This is a genomic window from Nitrosospira briensis, from assembly GCF_900115125.1.
GTDB classification, from domain to species: Bacteria; Pseudomonadota; Gammaproteobacteria; order Burkholderiales; family Nitrosomonadaceae; genus Nitrosospira; species Nitrosospira briensis_A.
Genome location: NZ_FOVJ01000001.1, coordinates 475,047 through 500,881 on the forward strand (window position 1 = coordinate 475,047; position 25,835 = coordinate 500,881).

General features: G+C 53.3%; 25 protein-coding genes. 13 read left to right on the plus strand and 12 right to left on the minus strand.

Annotated elements, in window-relative coordinates; all coding sequences use genetic code 11:
• The first annotated feature begins 502 nt into the window (after window positions 1-502).
• Genes ada through alkB form a run of 3 tightly spaced genes read left to right on the plus strand, consistent with a single transcriptional unit; the run spans window position 503 to window position 3,020 of the window.
• Window positions 503-1,606 (plus strand): bifunctional DNA-binding transcriptional regulator/O6-methylguanine-DNA methyltransferase Ada, encoded by a 1,104-nt coding sequence (ada, locus tag BMZ14_RS02135; protein WP_074794082.1) that lies wholly within the window; start codon window positions 503-505, stop codon window positions 1,604-1,606.
• Entirely contained in the window at window positions 1,603-2,352 is a 750-nt protein-coding gene (locus tag BMZ14_RS02140) for a 2OG-Fe(II) oxygenase (protein ID WP_074794084.1), read from the plus strand. The genes ada and BMZ14_RS02140 overlap by 4 nt, the downstream gene beginning before the upstream one ends.
• Before the next feature lie 5 nt (window positions 2,353-2,357).
• Window positions 2,358-3,020 (plus strand): DNA oxidative demethylase AlkB, encoded by a 663-nt coding sequence (gene alkB / locus BMZ14_RS02145; protein ID WP_074794086.1) that lies wholly within the window; start codon window positions 2,358-2,360, stop codon window positions 3,018-3,020.
• 87 nt (window positions 3,021-3,107) lie between these two features.
• Here the strand turns inward: alkB and BMZ14_RS15215 are convergent, their stop codons facing one another.
• Window positions 3,108-3,299 carry a hypothetical protein gene (locus BMZ14_RS15215; protein ID WP_074794088.1) on the minus strand — a complete coding sequence of 64 codons (192 nt, stop codon included), beginning with the start codon at window positions 3,297-3,299 and terminating at the stop codon, window positions 3,108-3,110.
• Window positions 3,300-3,417: 118 nt separating this feature from the next.
• Between BMZ14_RS15215 and BMZ14_RS02155 the strand changes: the two genes are divergently transcribed.
• Entirely contained in the window at window positions 3,418-5,535 is a 2,118-nt protein-coding gene (locus tag BMZ14_RS02155; protein WP_074795462.1) for a TonB-dependent siderophore receptor, read from the plus strand.
• A 94-nt stretch (window positions 5,536-5,629) separates the two neighbouring features.
• On the opposite strand, the gene BMZ14_RS02160 is transcribed toward BMZ14_RS02155, so the two are convergent.
• Window positions 5,630-6,238: a PEP-CTERM sorting domain-containing protein gene (locus BMZ14_RS02160; protein WP_074794090.1), complete on the minus strand. Its 609-nt coding sequence runs from the start codon at window positions 6,236-6,238 to the stop codon at window positions 5,630-5,632.
• A 646-nt stretch (window positions 6,239-6,884) separates the two neighbouring features.
• On the opposite strand from BMZ14_RS02160, the gene BMZ14_RS02165 reads away from it, so the two are divergent.
• A complete protein-coding gene (locus BMZ14_RS02165) occupies window positions 6,885-9,404 on the plus strand; it encodes a TonB-dependent siderophore receptor (protein ID WP_256208321.1) in 2,520 nt (839 codons plus the stop codon).
• Window positions 9,405-9,577: 173 nt separating this feature from the next.
• Here BMZ14_RS02165 and BMZ14_RS02170 read toward each other — a convergent pair whose 3' ends face one another.
• The 3 genes from BMZ14_RS02170 to BMZ14_RS02180 all read right to left on the minus strand — a co-directional run bounded on the left by BMZ14_RS02170 (window position 9,578) and on the right by BMZ14_RS02180 (window position 12,923).
• A complete protein-coding gene (locus tag BMZ14_RS02170; RefSeq protein WP_074794092.1) occupies window positions 9,578-9,778 on the minus strand; it encodes a YbdD/YjiX family protein in 201 nt (66 codons plus the stop codon).
• Between the two features lie 14 nt (window positions 9,779-9,792).
• Complete coding sequence (locus tag BMZ14_RS02175; RefSeq protein ID WP_074794094.1) at window positions 9,793-11,868, minus strand: carbon starvation CstA family protein; 2,076 nt, start codon at window positions 11,866-11,868, stop codon at window positions 9,793-9,795.
• A gap of 290 nt (window positions 11,869-12,158) precedes the next feature.
• Window positions 12,159-12,923, minus strand: coding sequence for a glycine-rich domain-containing protein (locus BMZ14_RS02180; RefSeq protein ID WP_074794096.1), 765 nt, complete (start codon window positions 12,921-12,923; stop codon window positions 12,159-12,161).
• 205 nt (window positions 12,924-13,128) lie between these two features.
• Between BMZ14_RS02180 and BMZ14_RS02185 the strand changes: the two genes are divergently transcribed.
• Both BMZ14_RS02185 and BMZ14_RS02190 read left to right on the plus strand, forming a co-directional pair.
• Window positions 13,129-14,505 carry a cache domain-containing protein gene (locus BMZ14_RS02185; RefSeq protein ID WP_074794098.1) on the plus strand — a complete coding sequence of 459 codons (1,377 nt, stop codon included), beginning with the start codon at window positions 13,129-13,131 and terminating at the stop codon, window positions 14,503-14,505.
• Window positions 14,506-14,523: 18 nt separating this feature from the next.
• A complete protein-coding gene (locus BMZ14_RS02190; protein WP_074794100.1) occupies window positions 14,524-15,165 on the plus strand; it encodes a response regulator in 642 nt (213 codons plus the stop codon).
• 93 nt (window positions 15,166-15,258) lie between these two features.
• Here BMZ14_RS02190 and BMZ14_RS02195 read toward each other — a convergent pair whose 3' ends face one another.
• The 3 genes from BMZ14_RS02195 to BMZ14_RS02205 all read right to left on the minus strand — a co-directional run bounded on the left by BMZ14_RS02195 (window position 15,259) and on the right by BMZ14_RS02205 (window position 18,063).
• A complete protein-coding gene (locus BMZ14_RS02195; RefSeq protein WP_074794102.1) occupies window positions 15,259-15,825 on the minus strand; it encodes a DNA-3-methyladenine glycosylase in 567 nt (188 codons plus the stop codon).
• 190 nt (window positions 15,826-16,015) lie between these two features.
• Entirely contained in the window at window positions 16,016-16,816 is an 801-nt protein-coding gene (locus BMZ14_RS02200) for a PEP-CTERM sorting domain-containing protein (protein WP_074794104.1), read from the minus strand.
• A gap of 236 nt (window positions 16,817-17,052) precedes the next feature.
• A complete protein-coding gene (locus BMZ14_RS02205; protein WP_256208322.1) occupies window positions 17,053-18,063 on the minus strand; it encodes a tetratricopeptide repeat protein in 1,011 nt (336 codons plus the stop codon).
• 86 nt (window positions 18,064-18,149) lie between these two features.
• Here BMZ14_RS02205 and BMZ14_RS02210 point away from each other — a divergent pair, with 86 nt between their 5' ends.
• Window positions 18,150-19,118 (plus strand): DMT family transporter, encoded by a 969-nt coding sequence (locus BMZ14_RS02210; protein ID WP_256208323.1) that lies wholly within the window; start codon window positions 18,150-18,152, stop codon window positions 19,116-19,118.
• Here the strand turns inward: BMZ14_RS02210 and BMZ14_RS02215 are convergent.
• From BMZ14_RS02215 to BMZ14_RS02225, 3 genes are all read right to left on the minus strand, one after another.
• Window positions 19,096-19,818, minus strand: coding sequence for a Kazal-type serine protease inhibitor family protein (locus BMZ14_RS02215; RefSeq protein WP_074794110.1), 723 nt, complete (start codon window positions 19,816-19,818; stop codon window positions 19,096-19,098). The two genes, BMZ14_RS02210 and BMZ14_RS02215, sit on opposite strands and share 23 nt — an antisense overlap.
• A 132-nt stretch (window positions 19,819-19,950) precedes the next feature.
• Window positions 19,951-20,334, minus strand: coding sequence for a hypothetical protein (locus BMZ14_RS02220; protein WP_074794112.1), 384 nt, complete (start codon window positions 20,332-20,334; stop codon window positions 19,951-19,953).
• Window positions 20,335-20,586: 252 nt separating this feature from the next.
• On the minus strand, window positions 20,587-20,919 hold the full coding sequence (locus BMZ14_RS02225; RefSeq protein WP_074794114.1) for a hypothetical protein: 333 nt from the start codon (window positions 20,917-20,919) through the stop codon (window positions 20,587-20,589).
• Window positions 20,920-20,961: 42 nt separating this feature from the next.
• On the opposite strand from BMZ14_RS02225, the gene BMZ14_RS15345 reads away from it, so the two are divergent.
• A complete protein-coding gene (locus BMZ14_RS15345; protein ID WP_256208324.1) occupies window positions 20,962-21,096 on the plus strand; it encodes a hypothetical protein in 135 nt (44 codons plus the stop codon).
• Window positions 21,097-21,186: 90 nt separating this feature from the next.
• A complete protein-coding gene (locus BMZ14_RS02230; protein WP_256208325.1) occupies window positions 21,187-22,425 on the plus strand; it encodes an OprO/OprP family phosphate-selective porin in 1,239 nt (412 codons plus the stop codon).
• 23 nt (window positions 22,426-22,448) lie between these two features.
• Here BMZ14_RS02230 and efp read toward each other — a convergent pair whose 3' ends face one another.
• Complete coding sequence (efp, locus tag BMZ14_RS02235) at window positions 22,449-23,018, minus strand: elongation factor P (protein ID WP_256208326.1); 570 nt, start codon at window positions 23,016-23,018, stop codon at window positions 22,449-22,451.
• Window positions 23,019-23,073: 55 nt separating this feature from the next.
• Between efp and BMZ14_RS02240 the strand changes: the two genes are divergently transcribed.
• The 3 genes from BMZ14_RS02240 to uvrC are packed head-to-tail and all read left to right on the plus strand — an operon-like array spanning window position 23,074 to window position 25,780.
• Entirely contained in the window at window positions 23,074-23,763 is a 690-nt protein-coding gene (locus tag BMZ14_RS02240; RefSeq protein WP_074794120.1) for a uracil-DNA glycosylase, read from the plus strand.
• 2 nt (window positions 23,764-23,765) lie between these two features.
• The gene (locus BMZ14_RS02245; protein ID WP_074794122.1) at window positions 23,766-23,954 is read left to right on the plus strand and encodes a tautomerase family protein; all 189 of its coding nucleotides are present in this window, start codon (window positions 23,766-23,768) and stop codon (window positions 23,952-23,954) included.
• An 8-nt stretch (window positions 23,955-23,962) separates the two neighbouring features.
• The gene (uvrC, locus tag BMZ14_RS02250) at window positions 23,963-25,780 is read left to right on the plus strand and encodes an excinuclease ABC subunit UvrC (RefSeq protein WP_074795466.1); all 1,818 of its coding nucleotides are present in this window, start codon (window positions 23,963-23,965) and stop codon (window positions 25,778-25,780) included.
• The last annotated feature ends 55 nt before the right edge of the window (window positions 25,781-25,835 follow it).

Below are 25,835 nucleotides of genomic sequence, written 5' to 3' on the forward strand. Positions count from 1 at the left end.
GGGCTTCAGGATTGGGCGCATTTTGCCAATCTTCAAGCAAGGAATATGTTCGATACCGCACATACACATTTTCAGCGTCCGTAGATTGAGAGGCGCTACAGTACGGCAGGTTTTGCTCTCAATGCTCCACAGCGAACCACCACACAGCAAGTGTCGAAGTAGCTAAATGATAAGGCGTGAAAAGCAATTTGCCGTACTGTTTTTTTGTCGCAGCAAAAGGAACCCGTTTTTGGCCCATGAGCGCCTGTGCGCTTGGCGATGATTGCTGACCAGTGGAGCAGTGCGATACAGAATTAAAGACGGATAGAGTAGTCAATAATTTTTATAGGAGCGCGTTGTTTGAGTGTGGAGGACGAACGCATGGATTACCGAGCCGATCACGGTGTCTATCGAGCTATCAGCGAAATTAAAATTCAAAAGCAAGACCCCGAGTGCGGCAGATTGCTAACGTTGATAAATTGGTAACGTTACCAACTCTGCAAACTGTTAAGGGGAGCACAATATGATTACGTTGGCAAAAAAGGAAAGACGTGCTGCCGAAACGACCGATGATCCCCGTTGGGCTGCCGTCGTGGCACGTGACCATGAATTCGACGGCAGGTTTTATTGCGGAGTCAAGACGACAGGCGTGTACTGCCATCCTTCATGCGCGGCTCGTCGTGCGCGGCCGGAAAATGTCTATTTTTACACGACCCGCGAGGAAGCGGAGGAGGCAGGCTTCAGGCCCTGCAAACGCTGCCGGCCGGACCAGCCTCCGTTGGTCGAGCGGTATGCGGCAAAAGTCACCCAGGCCTGCCGCCTCATAGAAGAATCCGAGACCACACCTGTGCTTGAAGACCTGGCGAGCCGTTCAGATATGAGCCCGTATCACTTCCACCGCGTGTTCAAGCAGCTTACCGGATTGACGCCGAGGCAATACGCGGCGGCGCAGCGCGAGAAAAAGGTTCGCGAAGGGCTTGGCGGTGGCAACACTGTGACGGCAGCTATTTTCGACGCTGGCTACAACTCCAATAGCCGTTTCTATGAGAATTCAAATAGTATCCTGGGCATGACGCCGAGCAACTATCGAGCCGGTGGGGCCGATATCGAAATCCGGTTTGCCATTGGGGAATGCTCCTTGGGATCTATCCTTGTAGCTCAAAGCGATCGCGGTATTTGCGCCATCCTCCTCGGTGATGACCCGGACAAGCTTGCGCGCGACCTGCAGGACAGCTTTCCCCGCGCCAATGTGATCGGAGGCGATGCTGATTTCGAGCAACTCGTCGCCAGAGTGGTTGGCTTTGTCGAGGCGCCGGGTATCGGTCTTGATCTGCCGCTGGATGTGCGCGGGACTGCGTTCCAACAGCGCGTGTGGAAGACGCTTCGGGAGATCCCGGCAGGTGAAACCACAAGCTACACCGAGATTGCCGGGCGTATTGGTTCGCCGAACTCGGTGCGGGCGGTTGCGCAGGCATGCGCAGCAAACAAGCTGGCGGTTGCTATTCCTTGTCATAGAGTGGTGCGCAATGACGGCGCTCTGGCAGGCTACCGCTGGGGTGTTGAGCGCAAGCGCGCCCTTCTTGAGAAAGAGGAGGGTGCGGAAACGGGTGGGGAACCGTCGGCATGAACAGGATGGCCAAGGAAGCACGAGAAACACAATCGCTTTCGTATATTACCGACCGAGTGAAAGGGTTTGATTGGGGGCAGGTATCGGATGACCTTGATACGCAAGGGTGCGCGGTGATCAAAAAACTTGTTACTCCTGAGGAATGCGATACCTTGGCCGGGCTTTACCCGAAAGACGAGATTTTTCGCAGCCGCGTCGTGATGGAGCGCCACGGTTTCGGCCGGGGAGAATACAAGTATTTCAGCTATCCGCTTCCCGTCGTCATCTCGGAATTGCGAACGTCGATATACCCCCGGCTGGCGCCGATTGCCAACCGTTGGAATGAGGCAATGGGCGTTCCCGTGCGCTATCCTGAAATACATGTGGATTTCATCAAACGCTGTCATGATGCAGGCCAGCTTCGCCCGACTCCGCTGCTGTTGCAATACGGGCCCGGTGATTACAACTGCCTGCATCAGGATTTGTATGGGGAGCATGTGTTCCCGATCCAGCTCACCATATTGCTGTCCGAACCGGCCCGGAACTTCACGGGGGGAGAATTCGTGTTGACCGAACAGCGGCCTCGCATGCAATCGCGCGTCGAAGTCGTACCCCTCAGACAGGGAGATGGCGTGTTGTTTGCCGTGCACCATCGGCCCGTGCAGGGCACACGCGGAGTGTACCGGGTGAATCTACGGCACGGCGTGAGCCGTCTCCGCTCTGGACATCGCCACACGTTGGGCATTATTTTCCACGACGCAAACTGAAAACGATGAGTTACACGACATCAGATTTATTTCAGAATGTAGCGCTACCCGGGCAATGGCGAGAGGATCTCTGCCCAGGCGCAGCTATATTACGCGGTTTTGCGGTTCCGCATGAGGTAGCGATTTTCGAGGCATTGCCCCATATCACAATGAATGCGCCGTTCCGCCATTTGATCACACCGGGTGGCTTCCTTATGTCGGTCGCGATGACAAATTGCGGCACCCGTGGCTGGGTATCGGATAATACCGGATATCGTTATGATGCGATCGATCCGGAAAGCGGCAAGCCCTGGCCCCGTATGCCTCCCGTGTTCATGAAGCTTGCACAGGACGCTGCGGCCAGCGCTGGCTTCGAAAATTTCGAACCCGATGCCTGCCTCGTCAATCGATATGAACCGGGGGCACGCCTCACATTGCACCAGGACAAGAACGAACGCGGGTTCGATGCGCCCATCGTCTCGGTCTCGCTAGGCATTCCGGCCGTTTTCCTGTGGGGCGGTCTGCGGCGGAAGGACAAGCCCGAGCGAGTGGGACTGGTTCATGGAGATGTCATGGTATGGGGCGGACCCGCAAGATTGCGTTATCACGGCGTGCTTCCGCTCAATCAAGGCTACCATCCTTTGACAGGCGGATATCGTATAAACCTGACCTTTCGCAGAGCCGTCTAGGTGGAACAGGTTAGAGAATGGCAAACTGCCCCAAATCGGCATTAAAAGTCCTTGCGTCTCCATCTTTATTAAGTATAATGAGAATCATTATTGATGGCCTGCCAAAGACGAGTAACGTAATGCTTTCGAAAAAATATTTGGAACGCGTACTCTCTTGATGGCATACAAGTAGAGATATTGAATCAGCTTAAAAACCAGGTATAAGTTATCCGTTGCTGCTGGGTTCTCCTTTCCCAGCGGCTTTTTAGCCCGCCAGCCCATCCAGGGCAAGCCAGCCATATTTTTATTCGAGAACTCGCCAGCCCATCTTGAGCAAGGCAGTTGATTTACTACCCATTTCCGGGTATATGCTGTGAAAAATAAAAAAAATAAGATTTCGGTGCCAGAATGGCGCCGGATGCAACCCTCGCTGCGGGAAAATCTTTCCGTCATACCGGTTGCAACGGTATGTATATTACTGGCATTCTGGACTCGGCATGCAGATGCCCAGACTCCAAACCAGGCGGAGCCGAGCAAGAAGCTTCCAGCTGTGACCGTGACGGGCGAACGGGTGGGAAGTTACAAGTCGGACACGGTTCAGGTCGGGACATTCCGTGATATGGCGCCGATCGATGTACCCCAAACCAGTAATGTGATTACTCGAGAGGTGCTTGATGCGCAAGCGACGACCAGCCTGTTCGGCGCCTTGCGCAATACCGCCGGCGTCACACGTTCGCAGTTGAATGGTTCGACCTACGACAATATCGCGATCCGGGGCATTCTGGTAGAGAATCGCAGCAATTACCGGCTCAATGGCTCCTTGCCGGTCATCAACCTGATCGATATTCCGATGGAAAACAAGGAACGCGTTGAAGTGCTCAAAGGCGCTTCATCGCTATATTATGGTTTCGTGCCTCCATCCGGCATCGTTAATATGGTGACCAAGCGCGCCAGCAAGGATCCTATCCTGAATGTCTCGGTGATGGCGAATATCTATGGTGGGGCGAATACCCATATCGATGCGGGGCGGCGTTTCGGCAGTGAGCAGCAATTCGGGGCACGCATCAATCTTCTAGCAGGGCGCGAAGATATCGGTATCCACAATTTTTCCGGTCACCGTGCGCTGATGTCGGGGGCCTTCGACTGGCGGGTCAACGATAAGCTTTCCCTCAAGTTCGATGTGGAACATTATCGCAAGGAGGTTTCCGAGCAAGCAGCAATTCAGGCCCCTGCCGCGGTCAACGGCGTGATAACGCTGCCTCCTGTTCCCAATGCCCGTCGTAATCTCGCTGGAGAATGGCAGAAATATGATGCGGAAGCCACCAACCTCCTGCTCCGTGCCGATTACGCCATAAGCGACAACTGGGGACTGCTGTTCGAGTTAGGCAAGGCGCAGACCAGACGGGACCGCAATTTCTCGCAATTTCAAAATTATGATCTCAGCACGGGGGAGGGAACGCTACGCACTTTTTTCAACCGTGGCCAGCGTTGGGATAACGAGAATATCCGGGCCGAAGTATTCGGGCGGCTGCCGGGCCAGTTCATCACGCATGAGGTATCGCTGGGCTTTACCGGTAACGAACGCAGCCAGGACCCCCGCACCTCATCAACATTCGATACCACTCAGAATCTGTTCAATCCGGTTGATATCGCGAGGCGCTCACCCACCGTGCCATTCGGTCCAAATCGGTCGAAAATAACGGACTGGGGCTTGTATGTATCGGATCGAATCCTTATTGGCGGCCGGTTGCAGGCAATGCTGGGAGTACGCAGCAGCTTCTATGAGAGCGTCGGGGCCACCACACATTACAAGGCGGAGAATATCAATCCTTCGCTGTCGCTGATGTATAAGCCCGTCGACAATGTGTCGATATACGCAAGTTACATCGAAGGGGTTGAGGAAAGCGGGCAGGCGCCGGCCAATCGCGCCAATAACGGGGAGATTCTGGCGCCTGCCGTGTCAAAGCAAAAGGAAGTCGGGGTAAAGGCAATAGTTGCCCAAGGGATATTGCTGCAGGTCGCATACTTTGACATAAAGCGCGCCTCGACTACGGTCGACGCGTCCAATCGCTTTGTCCTGAACGGCATGGCGCAATATAGCGGCTTTGAGCTGGCAGCCTCCGGGGAAATAACGAAGAATCTGTCGCTTATCGCGTCGGCCTTGTTCATGGAGGCGAAACAGTTGAATAGAGGCAATGCGGAGACTTTCGGCAAGATACCGGACAACACGCCGGAGCGTACCGCGAGCGTGTTCGCGGAATACCGGTTGCCGTTCATACCTGGACTCGCGCTTGGCAGCGGCGTCTATTATGTGGGCAGACGGCCTGTCAACACAGCAAACCAGGCTTTTGTGGATGATTACGTGATATTGTCCTTGAGTGCGCGCTATGCAACTCGCATTGCAGGTAAACGTACCATGTTCCAGGCGGTAGTGGATAATGCGACCAACAGTAATTACTGGAGTACCGCAGGCAATGGGCTGCTTGGCGTCGGCGCTCCTGTCATGGTGAAGACCGTGGCCCGGGTAGAATTCTGAATGACAGTCCCGGAGGGTTGTTAAACAGGGCAAAGGGAAAAAAAACCCCGCCCAGGATCGGGCGGGGGCGGGTGCATCCGCTGATACAGATTAACTAACTTTGCTTATTGTTCCTGCGTCTTGCGATAACACCCATCAAACCCAGTCCCGCGAGCAGCATGGCGTAGGTTTCCGGTTCAGGGATAGTCGGAACCTGTGTCAAGGTGAACGTTGTGGTATTTCCGGCACCCGGGTCGAATGGGCTCAGCATAAAGGATGCATTGGCTATCCCGTCATTCGCCAGATTTCCGGTAAAGTTGAGGTTACGCGAGCCCGTTGATGGCTCTGGATCAAGGGTGAAGCTGGAAAGTGTAGAATTGTTGTGTTCGGTGAACACCACCCCCTGCCCCTGGTCCGGTTCCTGAATACTGAAGTGAAAATCGACCCATGACTGACCGGTGTTGTTGGTGATTGCCTCGGTCACGGTATAGGGGTTGCCCGGATCGCCGTCAATGTGTCCGACCGTGAAAGTCAGGACCATAGGGTCAAGGCTGTTAAAGGTTTTGGAAAGATCAAGTACGTTGGGATCGGTGGTGTTACTAATGAGGTTGAACGTTCCTCCCCCGCTAGCGGTTACATCGGTAATAACGCCTGCGGCGGATGCGGTGGAGATAGAGCCTCCAAAGGCTAATGCGGCTATAACTACCTTAGACATTTTATTCATTTCTTTTCTCCTAATGATTAGCTATGCTTCCGTTTTTAAATCGCCTTCTGTATGCCATATATCCCACGGATCAGGAGTGTGATGTCCGAGATGAGGCTGGAGAATACACGGCATAAGTAGGCAAGCATTTATCGTGCCGAATCAGGGATAACAATTTAGTGTTAATAAACAGAAACTTATTGTGGATAAGCCGGACGGCACATATATCTACTGTCGCTTCCGGGCGACAAAGGATTTTTCCTGCTGAGCTATAACTCACTGAAAATAAAACCGATTTGGATGTCTCTAAATAGAGACAAGGTCTTATCATTTCAGTGGCTAGCGTTAGTTGAATCTGCCTCTAAGTCTGCCCGTAGCGAACCCTCCTCCCCGTGACGCCATTGGAGCAGCAAGTATATCCCTGCTGAGATTATTGCTTTTTTCTTATATTTGAAATAGGATACAAAGGTTATCATTCAGTAAAATTATAAAAAAATTCAAAGCAACATGCCGTATTCTGGCGTTGATTGAAAAGGCAGAATACAACGTATCCATTGCCGCTGGTATGGCAGAACACAGCGCCTGAACCAGCGGTTTCATAGCCAGCCAGCCCATCCTGGGCAAGCCAGCCAATTTCTTTATCCGTTTTTTCCGGAGAATGCTGGCTATGAAAAATAAAAATGTAGAACGCACCATTTCAGACAGTGCAGCGGGTTTCGAGGGAATAACACGCAACTTGCCCCTGTCCTCCATCACAGTGGCTGTACGTTATGCGCTGATCGGCTTTGGATTAAGCTCGATGGCCCTGTCTCAAGCCGTTTTTGCGGAATCCGTCCTCGTCGCTCAGGTATCCGAGCTTACCTATAACATTCCCGAGGGTTCGCTGGAGGAGGCGCTTAACCGTTTTGCACAGCAGACAGGGATTACGATTTCTTTTGCTCCAGCTGAGGTGAAAGACGCCAAGACTCAAGGTCTGAAAGGCAAATTTTCTGTGCGGGACGGGCTGGAGCGTTTATTGGCTGGCAGCGAGCTACACGCGGTGCAGCAGGCCGATGGGTATGTGGTAAGGAAGTCTTCTGCCGCAGTCGCTGACCCGCCGGCAACGTTACCTCCCATTAAAGTATCGGCGAGCACGATAACCGGTTCGACGGACGGTTATATGGCCATGAAAAGTTTCAGTGCAACCAGAACCGATACTCCGTTGCGGGATGTGCCTCAGTCCATCACCGTTGTTACGCAGGAGATGATCAGGGACCAGACCATGCAGAATATGGCCGACGTGGTGCGCTATGTTCCGGGTGTGGGCATCTCTCAAGGAGAAGGTAATCGTGATGCGGTGATTTTTCGCGGTAACAATTCCACGGGAGATTTTTATGTCGACGGATTGCGCGATGACGTCCAGTACTTCCGCGATCTCTACAATATTGATCGGGTTGAGGTCCTAAAAGGGTCCAACGGAATGATTTTTGGGCGGGGGGGCGCGGGTGGCGTGATCAACCGTGTCACCAAGGAAGCAGGCTGGACCCCGATTCGTGAAATCTCGGCACAGTATGGGTCCTTTAGCCATAAGCGTATCGCGGTGGATATCGGCCAGCCGATCAACGACGTGGTGGCTTTCCGTCTCAACGCGATGTACGAACACTCGAACAGCTACCGTAACGGCGTTGAACTGGAGCGGGGCGGCGTCAATCCCACTCTCACCATCAAGCCCACCGGACAAACAAAGATTGTTCTGAGCGGAGAATACTTTACCGACAACCGTATTGCGGATCGCGGCATACCCTCCTTCGGAACCATGTCCGGTGTTGTGGATTCCGGCCGCCCCGCGGATACGCATCGATCGACTTTTTTTGGAAATGCAGCCAACAGCCCGACCCATACGGATGTCGGGGCGTTGAACTCGCTGATCGAGCACGCTTTCGAAAACAATCTCAAGGTGCGTAACCGTACGCGTTACGCCAATTACGACAAGTTTTATCAGAACGTATTTGCCAGCGGACCCGCCACGGCTCAGGATGCCTCCGGACGGGTAAATGTCCAGGCCTATAACGATGCGACGCAGCGCGAAAATATTTTCAATCAGACCGATTTCCTGTATGCCCTGGATACAGGATCGATAAAGCATGAACTCATGGGTGGTGTGGAGTATGGCCGCCAGGTTACGGATAATTTCCGCAATAACGGCTATTTTAATAACAATTTTACGAGTTCCGGCAGAACTTCAAGCGTAGCGTTTCTCAATCCGCTTAGCCTCATTCCTCTGACATTCCGGCCCGATCCAACCGGCGACGCTAGTGGGGGTTCTGCCACCGCCAATAATCACGGCGTAGTTGAAGTGGTAGGGATATATTTGCAGGATCAGGTCACGCTCCATCCCAAGCTTAAGGCTGTGCTGGGTATACGCTACGATAATTTCGATTTAAAATTTCGCAACCACAACACTGGCCAACTACTCCATACCAACGATGGATTGATTTCGCCAAGGGTGGGGCTGATTTATAAGCCAATCGAAACGATGTCTGTTTATGGCAACTATAGCCTGTCTTACGTGCCCCGGGCTGGTGACCAGCTTACCTCACTGTCACTAACCAACGCGGCCCTTAAACCGGAGAGTTTCATGAACCTGGAGCTGGGGGCGAAATGGGATATCCGCCCCGATCTCTCGCTTACCGCCGCGTTATATCAACTTGATCGCAGCAACGTAATTGCCCCGGTTCCCAACGATCCTACCCGAACAACGCTGGTCGATGGCCAGCGAGCCAGAGGAGCAGAGGTAGGCTTGATGGGTCGCATAACCCCGCAATGGAGTGTCATGGGGGGCTATGCCTATACCGATGCCGAGATTACTCGCACGATCAGCAATGCACAGGCTGGCGCGGTCGTGGCGCAGGTTCCGAAGCATACCGTTTCCATGTGGAACCGCTACGATTTCACGCCGTTTCTGGGACTCGGGCTTGGGGTGATTCATCGCAGCAGCATGTACGCCGCACTCGACAACACCGTGCTTTTACCGGGCTTTACGCGACTGGATGCAGCAATGTTCGTCCGGCTAAACAGAACGTTGCGTGTCCAGGCAAATATCGAAAACATCGCCAACGTGGACTATATTGCGTCCGCGCACAACAACAACAACATTTTGCCCGGCGCGCCGCGCATCTTCCGCGTGACTGCGATTGCCAATTTTTGAGTTTTCTCCGGGAAAGAGTAAATTCAGCATTTCACCCATGGCCTTTGCAAGGGTCATGGGTAATAGTTGTAATGGCGGGCGCCATTTTTCAGGCAAAGACACGCTGCGGCAGGAGTTCAGGATGGAAAGAAGTATTGGAAGTGAACCGAAATCACCGATCCCCTCATGTTTGGTCAGCAGCAGCGGGTGATCTTTCCCTTGCCGCCATACCGTGCTTCCTGTCGCTCTCTGAAGAATTCCTCATAAGACATGACAGGTTGACCAGGATGGGTGCGTCTCATGTGGTCCACGTAAGTGCTGTATTCGGGCACGCCGACCATCAACCGCATGCTCTGCCCCAAATAGCGCCTCATTCTGGCAATTTTAGTCAACACGATCCACCTTCCATTTATCCCGTCCTTGACGCTGCTTCAACAGGCAGTAATTCAAACGGCGCCTCTTTTGCGCTCGGCGCGCCCAGAGCGCGGGCGCGCAGCACTGCCCTGACGCCAAACACCAGTACACTGATCAGTACCAGCATGAACAGGGCGGACAGCGACGCATTCACATAATCATTAAGAATCACCTGTTGCATCTGGCCAAGGGATTTGGCCGGAGCGAGGACCATGCCGTCCGCGACTGCTTCCTTATATTTGTTGGCATGCGTCAGAAAGCCGATGCGCGGATTGGCGTCAAATATCTTCTGCCACGCGGCGGTCAGCGTGCAAACGAGCACCCATATGGCTGGCATGATCGTGACCCAGGCAAAACGGTCGTGCTTCATCTTGAACAATACGCCCGTGCAGAGGATCAGCGCAATACCCGCCAGCATCTGATTGGAAATGCCGAACAATGGCCATAAAGTGTTAATACCTCCCAGTGGATCAACCACCCCCTGGTACAGAAAATAGCCCCAGCCGGCTACGCAAATAGCGGTAGCGATCAGGCTGGCAACCAGGGAATCGGTGCGCTTCATGGATGGGATAAATGTGCCCAGCAAATCCTGCAGCATGAAGCGTCCGGCGCGGGTGCCCGCGTCGACCGCCGTGAGGATGAAGAGCGCCTCGAACAGAATTGCGAAGTGATACCAGAAAGCCATCATGCTTCGGCCGCCAACCACATTCGATAGAATTTGGGCCATGCCTACGGCGAGGGTTGGCGCGCCCCCGGTACGTGAAATGATGGTGTGCTCTCCCACGTCGCTCGCTGTTTGAGTGATCATTTCCGGGGTGACATAAAAGCCCCATTGCGATATGGCTTGAGTTGCGGACTCCGCTGTGCTGCCTATGATCGCAGCCGGGCTGTTCATGGCGAAGTAGACGCCCGGCTCGATGATGGACGCCGCAACCAGCGCCATGACGGCAACAAATGATTCCATCAGCATGGCACCGTAGCCGATGAAACGCGCGTCACGCTCGTTCCTGATCATTTTGGGCGTCGTGCCGGATGATATGAGCGAATGGAAACCGGATACCGCCCCACACGCGATCGTAATGAACAGGAAAGGGAACAGGCTGCCCGACCAGACTGGGCCGGAGCCATCTACAAACTGCGTAAAGGCCGGCATTTTGAGTTCCGGCGACACGAATATGACGCCGACCGCCAGACCGACAATGGTGCCGATTTTCAGGAAGGTGGACAAATAGTCGCGGGGCGCCAGCAATAGCCAGACCGGCAAGACGGAAGCGATGAAGCCGTAGCCGACCAGCAGCCAGGTCAACTGCTCGCCGGTCAGGGTAAACAGGGCCGCGAGCGCCGGGATTTCCTGCACGTATTGTCCGCCGACGATAGCCAGCATCAATAATACAAAGCCGATCAGGGAAACTTCGCCAATAGAGCCCGGGCGGAGATAGCGCGCGTAGACCCCCATGAACAAGGCGATAGGAATGGTGGCGGCGACGGTGAAGGTTCCCCAGGGAGACTCGGCGAGTGCTTTGACCACGATCAACGCCAGCACCGCCAATAGGATCAGCATGATGAAGAAGGTGCCAAACAGCGCGATCATGCCGGGTATCTGCCCCAGTTCGGATTTGATCAGATCACCCAAAGAGCGTCCGTCCCGCCGGGTGGAAATGAATAGCACAATGAAATCCTGCACTGCGCCGGCAAAGACCACACCAGCGAGGAGCCAGAGCATGCCCGGCATGTAACCCATCTGTGCGGCAAGTATTGGGCCGACAAGAGGACCGGCGCCAGCAATCGCGGCGAAGTGATGCCCGAACAATACATATTTATTGGTGGGCACGTAGTCCAGGCCGTCGTTGAACTTGTAGGCCGGCGTCATGCGGGTCGGATCCAGGCGCAACACGCGGCTGGCAATGAACTGGCTATAGAAGCGATAGGCAATGGTATAGACACAGACAGTGGCGATGACGATCCAGATGGCGCCGATGGGCTCGCCCCGCTGCAAGGCGATTACGGCGAATGCAACGGCGCCGACGGTGGCAAACACGGTCCAGCCGAGTTTACTGGTTAGGCTACTCATTCTTTCTCCCAAATAGTTTTTTACCCTGCACTGATGGCTTGCTGCTATCCGTTTGCCCGCTTACCGCCTACCCGGACTTGCGGAAACATGGCTGTCAGTCATGGATACATTTTCGTTTATACGTATTTTACTGGCGAATCATGATCTTCATCCACGGTACTTTTAACCTGAATCCGGGCAATTGCTCAGGTGGACCGCCCACCGGTTCACCGCTTCACCGCTTCGTGATGACGAGGGTTTCAGAAGATTGACCAGCCTGAGCCCCATCAGCTCTTGCCGCGACGCGGCTCTTAACAGCCGCCTCCACATCCGCCGCAGCCCCCGCCACCGCAAGCTGTGCCGCCTTTGGTAGCGTAGTCATTATCGAGTGAGTGCGGAAAGCCATCTGGAATATTCAGTGCCGCATCGATCGCAAACAGAAAAGGCAGCCTGCAAGGCGACTTTTGATCGATTCCTTCCCATTCGCAAGCGAGAAGCCATGCTTTTCTCAACCCATCCTCGATCATGCCCGGCGAGACTGTTCCCCCCGCCGGCAGATGATGCAGAAAGCGGCCTATTCCACGTTCGCAAAATTGGTTGTAATCCCGGGTGAATAGAATGAATTCATGCCAGGCTATATCGACTGCCCGCGATGGCATCGAGACGGTTTCGCGAATTGATGTATTGCAAAACTGAAGGTATTGCCGGAGCCCCTGCATAATCAACGACAACTGGTCATCTGACAAGTGGGGATAATGCCATCCGACTCGCTCTTTGACCCGGGCGGGGAACTGGTACGCATCGATGAAGGCGACGCGCTGTTCGTGCCGAGTCGTTGCTATCCAGTGACTCCAAATGCTTCCCACTATAGAAACCGACGCCAGGGCGGAGACGAAAAAAGACAAGCCCGGTTCCTGCGTCAAGGATTGAGTTATATAAAATATAATGACGCCTGTAATCCCGCATATCGTCAACCAGTGCATCATTTTTTTACCAAAAGAAGGTACTCCTGGTTTGACTGAAGTCGGGCCCAGGAAAATCGCCTCTTTCATCGTTGTATCATCACGCATGTCCATTTCATTCTCCCGAAGTCGCGTTAAAAAAAAGCATCCCGATAGACATTCATTTATGCGGTGCAAGATTTTTCTCTGCCACATATGAATTGCTTTTGCCGGTGGATAAATTATCAACAGGGCGGTTATTTGCACAACGGCGTAAAGACGAACCGGACTAAACTTTTGGATGAGGCCAGTCCACGAACTGCTCCGTATAGTCACTCTCATGAACTTACAAAATAAAATCATCCTGTACGCAATTGCGCCGCTCTTGCTGGCGCTCTTTGCGATTGCATTCACAGTGCAGTATCAGGCGACGTTATTGGGACAATTGCAGCATGCGACCATCGAGAAGGCGTACAGAGCTACTAGAGACACCGAGCTGAAAAGTTACGTTGCCCTGGCCGAGCAGTCCATTGCTCACCTTTACGATTCAGGTCGAAAAGATGCCGCTGCGATAAAGGAGGCAAAAGCCATTCTGGCCGGGCTGAATTACGGCCCAGATGGTTACTTCTTCCTGTTCAACCTCGACGGCGAGGTGCTGATGCACGCACGCCAACCGGAACTGGTCGGTAAAAATCTCTGGGATCTGAGGGATGACAATGGCGATCCCGCTATTCAGAAACTGGTCAGCCGTGCCATCAAAGGGGGCGGCTTTGAAGATTATATGTGGAGAAAGCCTTCCAGCCAGCGCAGCGTTTCCGAGCGCAAACGCGCCTACGTGGTTGTTTTGAAAGACTGGAACTGGGTATTGGGGACAGGCGTCTATCTGGACGATGTCGATGCCGCCCTGGCCAAGGTCGACTTCCAGGTTTCGGCCAATATCTTTGACACAATGCTCTGGATTATGGTTATCGCGTTCCTGAGTGTGGCGGCGATAGTATGGGGATTGATGCTGAATATCAGAAAGCGTGACGAAGCGGATGCCAGGCTCGGGGTGGCGGAAAAAAAACTACGCGGGCTCGCGCAGCGGTTTATCCATGCCCAGGAGGAAGAGCGTTCGAGAATCGGAAGCGATCTGCATGACGGTATTAAACCCATGCTTGTGGTCATCAAGATGAAAGTTGAGGTTGGTATTGAAAGATTGCATGGAAAAATTCGGCAAGCGTTCCCGCCACAAAACGTTTTCAAGGAAGCAACGGATCTCGTAATGGATACACTGGAAGAGCTTGACCGTGTCATACGCGATATTATTCCTATCGATCTTGAGCGTCTCGGCTTGGTGGAAGCAATGAATCGGCTTGCCGTAAATATGAGGCGCGGCTCGACAGCGATCGAGTTCTCTGCGGTAGGTGAAATAGAGCACCTGCCAATCACCTTCAAAACATCCCTGTTCCGGGTTGCGCAAACAGCATTGCATAATATCGTACGGCACGCGGCTGCTGCGAATGTGGCGGTGCAATTGAAATGCGATTCGCGCGAGGCCAGGCTCACTATCGAGGACGACGGGAGAGGCTTTGATGTAGATCGTGTCCAGGGTGATCCAGACCGCGGTTTCGGTCTACGTAATATGGAACTGCGCGCGGAGTCTGTCGGTGGAAGATTGGAAATCAAATCATCATCCAGCGGTACAACTGTGCTTGCCATTATTCCCCTTACCTGATCCAATTAACCTAATTTTATGACAGAAGAATCGATTGTCAGAATCATGATCGTGGATGATCTTCCAATAGTCATCCATGGACTACGCCAGGTGCTCGAAGCCACGCCCACATTTAGTGTGGTTGCTGAGGCCGGAAATGCGGAGGAGGCGCGATTCCATGTGAAAAACCGTAAAATTGACCTGGTAATAATGGATATCCGTCTGCAATCTTCGACCAATGGCATTGAACTTACCAAGGAGTTCAGTGCCGGTATCGAGAATCCAGCCATCTTGATTTTCAGTGACGAGAAACATGTTGAGTTCGTGCGCCGGGCTTTACGGGCAGGTGCGCGCGGCTATTTGCTCAAAGGTTCGGATATCGGAAAAATCAGATCAGCGATCGGCATAGTCATGGAAGGCAGCATTTACCTGGACGTGAAATTGCCCAGGCCGACCCAACAGGAACTGGACCCCTTGACGCCGACGGAAGAAAAGGTGTTACGGCTTATCTCTGAATGGAAGACTACCAAACAACTTGCTTTCGAGCTTGAGTTGGCCGAATCTACTGTAAAAACACACAAGCGAAATATCATGTCGAAGCTCTACCTTAGCGGCTCGCATGAATTGGAAAGGGAGGCTATAGGGCGTTACGGTAATCCGGACGATCGTGGAGGGCGGTAAGTGCTGTGGCTCGGCACTGCTCGCAAATTCATGTTGGAGCAAGGGTGGGGGAAACGCGTTTTAAGCCTTCACCAGCCGCCCCCGGGTGACTTTTTAACGAAATGGACGGCTCAGGAAGCGGGACCCGGCAAGCCCGAAACGCCAAGGGATATCTTTTGCCTTGGAAATCCCGATGCGGGGTCCCGCCACGACATCAGCCCGTTCCGTGGGCGGTATGAGTTGAAATGGCGGCGCATCGATCGGTTTACCGCTATGCTTATCCGTGATGCCGAGAGCCTGACAGACTCGTCCGGGTCCAGAACAAAGGAGGCGCGCATCGTCTAGTCCGCGTCGGGCACGCATGGCATCCAATCCGGCAAGCGGCTCGATCGCGCGAATCAATACACCCGCGCCATGCCCGTCCGGGCGGCAGACGAAGTTGAGGCACCAATGGATTCCATAAGAACGGTAGATATAGGCGCGGCAGGGCGGACCGAACATTACCCTGTTACGCCGGTTGGGGCCCGGGAAACTATGGGAAGCAGGGTCAGCATGGTCGTAAGCTTCTGTCTCTACAATACGGCCTCCAACCCCGTCCATCAACAAAGTTGCGCCAATGAGGGAACGAGCCACCTCAACGGAGGAGGCTGAAAAATCTATAGGGGGCGAAGTTGCACTCATGTCAGTAATTCTAATACGGAAGACAGGGTTGCTGAAACTGCCTGGCTAGTGGATCAGATCAGTTGATTTTAGTAGTTTTAGGCGCGCTACTCGTTCTTTTTCCTTTAGTACCTTAAGGTAAAGCACAGTAAGAAAGCGGCCTCTGCAAGAGGCCGCATCAATATCTCCAATTGAGCGCCCGCTCTGAATGTCAGCCAAGCCGTCCAACGTTTGTCATGCTTTTCCGCCGGATGATTGCACTGATTAAACCTAAGCCAGCCAGCAGCATGGCGTATGATTCCGGCTCGGGAATCGGGATAACCGGAGCTTGAGAGGAGAGGGTAAACCCTAGCTCGAACGTTCCTGTACCCGCTGTCCCGGCAACAATATCGATTAGCAAGTTTCCGGATTGTGTCCCGGGAGAGGAGCCTTCCTCAAAAGAAGTCAGCGAAAAAACGACATCGTTATTTATGGAATCATTAAATGATGATTTTCCACTCACACTGGCGGAAATGGCGTCGAAGAAACTGAAAGGCCGCCCGCCAGCAATGCTGAGCGTATAAGGAACGGACACTGTAAGGACACCTGGGCCATCCAGCGAAAAATCCGCACTTCGGCTTCCCTGGGATAACGCCTCTGCCGGATGATGCGCATGCTCGGGTTCCGTGGGCTCCCGAGTCGCTTCCACATTTCCCGAGAGAAACTGCTGGGACGACAGCGTGTTGGAAAATGTATTTCCTGTCCGGGCATGAGTTTCCTCGGGCGATGTCCAGCCAAGTAGCGATGTACTATCGTTTACCGACGTTCGGCCGGGTATTGAGGCAGACGAGGTCAGGTTTGTGATTTGATCAGTTAATATCACTGTTGGGGTCGACCCGCCAGCGCCGGTAACAGATACTTGAAGCTGGCTCCAATCGAGAAAAGCTGTCCCCTCCGATGCAATCGCGGATTGGTTGAATCCAGCCGCGACTGAACACGCCATTACGAAAAGACCTCCTTTAAGCAGGTTCATGTAAACCTCCGTTGGGTGCGATTATATTTGACTTTCCGCATTATCTTTTGGTGTGCAACGCTTTAAGAAGCTGCAAGCTAAATATAGACCAAATGGCAGGTAATAGAGAAATGGGCGCCAAAGACAGCGTCTGATTACGCTGCGCTGATCCGACCTACCGCTGCAGCCTTCGCTACCGCATGTGACGCTCGTTAGTAGCACAGCAAGGGGAATTGGCCGGAGACCGAATGTGAGATCTACGGATTTTTTGCCGAAATTGCCGATGCGCGTTTCTCGAGCGGCTCTGCTTTTTCCGGATGATGCATATCTCGATGCAGGGTTGCGAGACTTTTGAGAGTTATGGCTATGCTGGGGTGATTTGGCCCGAGGTTTTTTTCATTTATTCTCAGGGCGCGTTTATAAAACCGCTCGGCTTGAGTATATTTCGCCAGGCCTGCGTAAAGTGCGCCCAGGTTGTGCAGCGTGGTTGCAACATCGGGATGATCGGGCCCCAATCCCTTTTGGGAAATCTTGAGCGCACGTTGAAGAAGTGGCTCTGCGTCGGCATACTGCTGGCGAGCGAGATGGAGCAATGCAAGATTATTCAGATTCGTTGCTATGTCCGGATGGTTCAGGCCCAGGGTTTCCTCGCCAATGGCCAAAGCCTGTACGAGAAGAGCGGCGGCTTCTTCAAGCCGGCCCTGCGCGCGCTGTATTTCGGCCAGATTATTCAAACATGTTGCCACAGTGGGATGATGGGAACCGCAGGCCTTCTCTGAAATTTCGAGGGCTCGCTGGAGTAGATGCTCCGCTTGCGCATACCGCGCCTGATCGCGATAGAGTGTCGCCAGGTTATGGAGGCAAGTGGCAACATCAGGATGATCGGGACCTTGTACTTTTTCGCAAATTCCCAATGCACGCATGAAAAGCGGCGCAGCCAGTTCGAGATGACCGCGGGCGCGATGTATCTCCGCCAAATTGTTCAGGCTTGCAGCCAGATCAAGGTCATATGCGCCGTGTTTCTGCTTCCAGAACAACAGCGCTTGTTCCAGGAGCGTTTCGGCTTCAGTATATTTCCCCTCGGCATAATACAGCACGGCTAAATTGTTGCGTGCGATAGCCACTTCAAGATGATCCGGACCCAAGGCCTGCTCCGAGGCCTGCAGAGCGTTCTCTGCTTCCATGGTGGAGCGCACGTGGTTCTCTGGCGTATCCGGCTTCACATTACCTCCGCACAATAGCAACCGACCGGTGAACTGTTTGCTCAACGGGATATTTAACTAGGGAATGGAAAGCATGAATAGCTGTAATATCTTACAGGGAGAGGTCGATACATTATTACGTAAATCAATGCATGAGTTCTTCTCGGGGACCGAAGGTCATACAAATGCGGGCAGATAGAATTTTGAACAGGGAGAGGAAGGAAAAATTACCGGCGCCTGTGCTGATGGTGGCGGCGACTTTTCTTTTCGCCACCATGGGTATGTGTGTCAAATTTGCTTCCGCGGAGTACAGTACGAGTGAAATCGTGTTTTATCGTGGGCTTGTGGGGGCAGCAATAATGCTGGTGCTGACGCGAACGCACGGACTGACGCTTCGCACCAGTCTGCCATCCCTCCATTTCTCGAGGAGCATAACGGGAGTCTCCGCGCTCGGCCTCTGGTTTTATGCGATAGGGGAGTTGCCGCTCTCCACGGCGGTAACACTGAATTACATGTCCCCGATCTGGATGGCTTTGATGCTTTTGGGCGGTTCGGCTTTTCTTGGTGGCCGTGGAGTGGACGTTCGCCTGGCGTGCACGGTACTCCTGGGTTTTGCGGGCGTGGTTTGCATCCTCCAGCCCACGATGGAGCACAATCAGCTATGGGCCGGGCTGATGGGCCTGTTATCGGGACTACTTACAGCAATGGCTTATCTGCAGGTGTCCGCACTTGGCAAGGCGGGTGAACCGGAGGGGCGTGTGGTATTTTATTTCTCCCTGTGCAGCATTGGCGCAGGCGCTCTGGTTACCTCACTTGTCAGCGGATGGCATGTTCATACTTTGAAGGGTCTAAGTATGTTACTTGCGGTGGGCTTGCTCGCGACACTCGCGCAGTTACTGATGACCCGCGCTTATGCCATTGGCCGCATGCTTGTGAACGGAAGCCTGCAGTACTTGAGTATCCTGTGGTCCTACTTCTATGGTGTGCTGCTGTTCAACGATCTTGTCACAGGACTGGGACTGCTTGGCATGGGCCTGATCGCGGTGGCAGGTATTGCCGCTGCAAGGTTGCGCCAATCCATTACCCCTGCCAATAGCATCAATACGGCGCCAGGACCATGAGTGAGAATAGGCAGGACACACCGCGGGATTTGTTATCTGTTTCGGCTCTGACTCCCCGGTATGCCAACTCTTCGAGTATTTTGCATTTCTCGTGGTAATCAATGGAAACCCCCGCCCGCGCAGCCTCGCATGCATTATCGTAGGTCCCGCCGTTGCAACCACAAACGGGTCTGTGCTCACTGGTGCAGTTGCTGGGTATAGCCTTGCATGTTCCTTGCGCATCTTTCACCTTGCATTGACCCGCGCCGACTTCACAGTATTGGGCTTGAGGACATGGCGTTCCGAGAACTCCGCCACAATCCAATGGTTCAAGCGGCGCCATTTCAGTGCAACGCTCCGCAAGCTCAACATTAAGAAAAGTGCCTTCTCTCGGACGAATAGAACGCAGCTGTTTAACGAAGTCATCGAATTTTCGGGGTGTTGCGTTAACGCCCGCTTCCGCACATGCGGATAAGCCAAAATCGGTTGAGGCAGGTCCATCCACTCTCGGGTTATAAACGTCGAATATGTCGACGGTATCGGAGGCGATAGCATTTCCAACCACTTCGCGGACCATCCGCACGGCTGTGTTATCCACGCTGCCGCTGGTGCTGCCAATTCTGATATTAACGCCACGGTTGGCAATACCATCTTGCCCAACAGAGGAGGTGTTCACTAAGAGGCCTGACGTGATCAGAAAAAAATAAATCAGCTTATTCATTTTTCTCGATCTATATGGCGAGGGCGCAAAAAAGGAATAGAAGCAGGTGGCGAGCGTGCCTGCTTGCTGAGGGAAGCCGCGGCAATTTGTGCGTCAACATTCAATGCCGCGGCTACATTTATTCGTACCGGACTAATTGGGTCCGATCGGTCCCCCTTGCTCATATTTTGGATCCTTAAGCGGTTTGCCTTCTTTATCCACAGGGAAGTCCGGCACATGGTCCTCTTTGCTTGGCGATGCCGGATCTATATTGCGTTTGTTCCTTTTTTCTTGATCCACATATCCCGTATCCACTGGTTCTTCAAGGATGTCGTACGGGAATGGACCTCCATCTTGAGGTTTTTGGGAACTACCCTGGCCGGCACTTTGGCCGCTTTGTCCCGCAGAGCTGCCCTGATCTGAAGTGTTATCGCCGTACTGGGCATAGGCCACACCCGCCACGCTAAAGACCGCAGTGCTGGCAAGGGCCAATGTGGTTGCCAGCGACTGTTTGACTGACATAGAAAGTAATTTCATGGCTGTTCCTTCTTATTGATCCAGCGATATTGCTGTGTTAGAAAGATTACGTACCGCTCTCCCACTCTTCAGTGCGGTAGCACACGAAGCTCATTTTTTCTGATAACCCCGAGGTTTCAGATCAGAAAAAGGTCGGGATGTAGCGGATAGCGAAACCACCCGACACCCCCTCGTTAGGAGCGTGCGACTGTGCACGGCTGAGATGAGGGGTTCCAGTATTGCTCTCCGGAAGCTCCCCCTCGAATCTTGATATTAATATCTGCCCCTGATCTTGGGGCCGGTACCGTCGGTGCTCGACCAGTCGTACATGTCATCACCCACATCCCTGGTGTAACCCTGATAGGATTGGTCGTACTGACCGTTGCCCGAATCGCGAGGGCGGTCATACCGGTTTCGTTGGTCCGTTCCGCTGGTGCCATAATCAGAGCCGCCTGAAGTACCCGGCTGTTGCATGGAACCACCGGGGCTTTGCATTGAGTCGTCCTTATCTGAATAACCCTGCGCGTGCACGATGCCGGCGGTGCTAAATATCAGCACGCTAGCCAACACCAACGATTTTGCGGTTAAAATCGAAGAAGATTTCATGATCGTTCCTTTTATCGATCCAGCAACATTGCTGTGGCGGCGATGGTAGTCCTCGTTTCGTTATTGTTCAGTGCGCTATCGCACGAATACTGCGTCAAACTGGACGTACAGGGCCAACAGGCAACAGCGCAGATGCACGGAAAATTCATCCATGTCGTTGCAGGTATAGGACTCTAGCGTGACAATAAGCCACATCATCAAATCCGCTCTACGTCGATTGACATAAACAATATCTGGAAATGCTGTACGTTGGCATTGCTCATGAGCATGAGCTTCGCCCCCGTACATGCTGTTGACATAGAAACCAGGGGCGGTCCCAAGATCAAAAGCGAAGATGGCAATTTTGAGATTGGATTCAACGCGCGTGCGCATCTGGATGTGCATTCTTTCAATCGGGACCGGGAAAACACGGAATTTCCTCTTTTCGGGAGTCAACTGCCCTCCGATGAGGAGCGCAGCGGTTTCAACTGGCGGCGAACCTATACTACGCTCACGGGAAAAATCTACGGATTGAATTTTAAATTCGAGAATGATTTTGCGGCAGGCAGTTTTCCCAGCAGTCTCCGGGAAACATGGATTTCGACCAAACTGGGGCCAGGTCAGATTACATTAGGCCAGTTCAAGCCTTACCGTGGGATGGAAGAGCTGGCCAGTTCAAACGAGATTACAATGATGGAGCGTCCCTCGACTTCATCCACCGGTATTTATGCGGGGCGGCAGTTTTTGATAGGACTGGGGTACAAAGGCATAATCGCGGATAAGCTTGGTTATGCCGCCGATGTGATGAGCCTGGCAAACGCAGGTACGCCTTATGAAGGCATCAGCTACGGTGGGCGGGTGTTTTGGGTACCGTTTGCCAAGGAGGGCGACACTCTCCATTTTGGAGTTTCTTATAGTGTGGATGACCCCAGCCCAAAATCTCTACCAGCAAGAATAGTGGATATATATGGTGGACGCAGGGGTATCAGTAAATCACTGGGTATCGCAGGCGCGAGCGCACGTTTATCCGGCGCAAATAGTCAATCTACGTTTGCAGCTGAAGCTGCTTACGCAATCGGCCCTGTAACCTTGCAGGGAGAGTATGCGAACGCAAAACTTGATAACACGCATTCGGTAGGGGGAGCACAAAAGAATTCCCACGTGCAGGCATTCTATGTGCAAGCCAGCTGGTTTGTAACCGGCGAAAGAACAATTTACAAGAAGGAACGTGGCGCGTTCGGCAAGCCCAAGCCAATCAGCAGATGGGGCGCGCTCGAACTTGCCGCACGGTACGATCTGGCGGAGAACATGGCCCAAGGTCCGGGTGCGGATCCTTGCCGCACCCGTACGTCAAAATGCGAGGTGCAGGTAATAACATTGGGCGCCAACTGGTACGTTCGGGAAGGTTTACGCTTCATGCTTAATTACTACCTTACTGAAGCCGAGATCGGCAACGCGGGGTCTGCCACACCAAATCGCACAGACAGTCCTTCGGTAATTTCTTTCCGCACTCAAATGAGTTTTTAAACGCGGGGTCTGTCCTTGCCGTGCTACATCCGCTCGATATATTCCCCGCTGTCGGTATTGATCTTGATCTTTTCGCCTTGCAGGACGAATGGCGGAACCATGACAACAAGTCCGGTCTCCATCTTGGCCGGTTTATAGGAACTGGTGGCGGTGGCTCCCTTGAGGTTGGGTTCGGTGTCGGCGATGGTCAGCACCACGCTTGCCGGAAGCTGCACGCCAATTGCACGGTCATTGTGAAAATTGACTTGGACGTCCGTGTTTGGCAAGAGGTATTCATACTGACCTTCAAGGAACTCCTGCGACAGGCTCAATTGCTCATAATTTTCCTTGTCCATGAAGATATAATTGTCGCCTTCCTGATAGAGAAAGGTCATATCCCGCGGCTCGACGAAAGCGCGTTCCACCTTGTCTTCTGTACGGATGCGTTGATTGGTTTTGGTGCCTGCTTCAATATCCTTCATCTCTACCTGCATGAACGCGCCACCCCGGCCTCCGACATGGACGTGGTAACATTTCAACACGCGCCAGATGCGCTTGTCCCACTCGATCAGGTTTCCGACGCGGATTTCTGTTGCAAGAACTTTAGCCATCATTTTTCCAATGAATCAAGAAGCGCGCATCTTACTACAAAAAGCTGGGGATAAGCCCATGCAACCAGGGTTTTCCATGGAGTGCCGCCAGTGTGGCCGACTGGCTGGATTTCTGGATGAGGTGAAGGCCCGTTATCCTGATTATCACGCCCGTCCAGTACCCGCTTTCGGGGATATTTCGCCAAAGCTACTCATTATTGGCCTGGCCCCTGGCATGCATGGTGCGAACCGGACAGGCAGACCTTTTACCGGGGATTTTGCCGGTATTTTGTTATATCGGACACTCTATAAATTCGGTTTTGCCAACCATGAAGGCTCCGCTTCGCCGGAAGACAAGCTACAGCTCATCCAGTGCCGCATTACCAACGCGGTCAAATGCCTGCCGCCAGAAAACAAGCCGGAGCCACGCGAGATCCGCCAATGCAACGGGTATCTTGCAGCCGAGATTGCTGATTTCATGAGTGGCGGCGGCACTGCACTACTAGCCCTTGGCACGATTGCTCATCAGGCAGGGCTTTTGGCACTCGGACTCAAGCACAGGGATTATCCTTTTGGTCATGGCGCCGTTCATGCCCTGTCAGCAGGTTCGACGCCTAGCGGCTTGAAAGCAAATGGTTTGACGCTATATGACAGCTATCATTGCAGCCGCTACAATACACAGACTCGACGCTTGACCACGGCCATGTTCGAGCAGGTATTTGCCAAAATTCGTTCCGATTTGGCTACTCATCAGAAAACCGGAGACTAACCATGCCCTACGTCAACATCCGCATTGCCGGTTCGCTCACCCGCGAACAGAAGAAGCAGATTGCCCAGGAAATTACCGATACGCTGGAGCGTGTCGCACACAAGCCGAAATCCTACACCTACATCGCTTTCGATGAGTTGCCTCACGAAAGCTGGGCGATAGGAGGCAAGCTGCTGGGCAAGGAGGACTGATCGCCTTGCTGGCAGAATCTGGTTTCGACGCCAAGTCATTTTGCTCCAGCCTACCTTCGCAGCCAGGGGTTTATCGCATGATGAATGCAGCGGGGCAGGCAATTTACGTCGGCAAAGCGATTGACCTGAGGAAGCGCGTTTCCTCCTACTTTCAGAAAAATGGACTGGGTCCACGCACGAAATTAATGGTATCGCAAATCGCCGGGGTTGAAACCACTGTAACCCGTTCTGAAGCGGAAGCGCTGCTACTCGAAAATAACTTAATAAAAGCCTTAACTCCTCGCTATAACATACTGTTCCGTGACGACAAGTCGTATCCGTATGTTTTATTGAGCGGCCATCGCTTCCCTCGGCTTGGGTTTTACCGTGGCACCCTGGACAAGAAGCACCATTACTTCGGTCCTTTCCCGAATGCGGGGATGGTAAGAGAAAGCATACAGCTGCTGCAAAAGGTGTTTCGAATCCGCACATGCGAAGACAGCGTGTTCAGCAACCGTACCCGGCCTTGCCTGCTTTATCAGATCAAGCGCTGCAGCGGTCCGTGTGTCGATTTGATCACCGCCGAGGCCTACCGGGACGATGTGAGAGATGCGGAGCTTTTCTTGCAGGGCAAGCAGACGGAGGTTCTGGAAAGCATCGGCAGAAAAATGCGTGAAGCCGCGGATTCTCAGGAATATGAGCAAGCGGCGTTATTTCGCGACCAGATTCAGGCGCTGCGCAGAATCCGCGAAAAACAGTTCGTGGATAGCGGCAAGGCCCTGGATGCGGATGTGGTTGCATGCGTCAGCGAGAATAAAGGTAATGGAAGAGTCTGCGTCAATCTTGCCATGGTCAGGGGAGGGAGGCATCTAGGGGACAAGAGTTTTTTTCCGCAAAACGCTGAAGGTTATGATACGCCGGAAGTGGTAGAGGCCTTTCTGACCCAGCATTACCTTAATCGAAGCGTGCCGAATCTTGTCATCGTCGGCGAAAAAATTCAGCGGGACACGCTTCAGCAATTGCTCGCGGAACAATCCGGCCATAAGGTCACTATCAACGCCAATCCGATCGGCGACCGCCGCATATGGCTGGACATGGCGACCCAGAATGCGCGTCTTGCACTGGAACAGATGCTGAGCCGCCAAGCCAGCCAGGAGGAACGGCTGCAGGCTTTGCAGCAAGCCCTGGATATGACGGGACTTGGCCGGATAGAGTGTTTTGACATCAGCCACACGCTTGGCGAAGCCACCATCGCGTCCTGCGTTGTTTATGACAACTTTGCCATGCGTAACAGCGAATACCGCCGCTACAATATTACCGGCATTACACCCGGCGATGATTATGCCGCCATGCGCGATGTCCTTTCCCGGCGTTACCATAAAGTCGCCGAGGGGGAGGGAAGCCTTCCCGATCTGATTCTGATCGACGGCGGGAGAGGGCAGGTTAACGCCGCCGAGGAGGTTCTGGTCGAGCTCGGGTTGAACGACGCGAATCTGTTGGGCGTAGCCAAAGGCGAGGAGCGCAAGCCCGGGCTGGAACAATTGATTTTCCCGGGGGAGGAAAAGCCGTTACAATTGTCAAGAGACCATCCGGGGTTGCATCTGATCCAGCAGATTCGCGATGAAGCTCATCGATTCGCCATTTACGGGCATCGCGCAAAGCTTGGAAAGGCTCGCACCAGTTCAAGTCTGGAGCAAATCGGGGGTGTCGGCGCGAAGCGCCGCCAAAGTCTCCTGGCCAGGTTTGGCGGATTAAAAGGCGTACAGACAGCCAGCATTGAAGAATTGCAGCAGGCTGATGGCATAAGCCGTGCGCTGGCGGAGAAAATCTACCGGGAATTGCATTGATTGCAAGGGGCGCAATGCCATTCCCGGTGCAACATAACGCGTGGACCAAGATCCA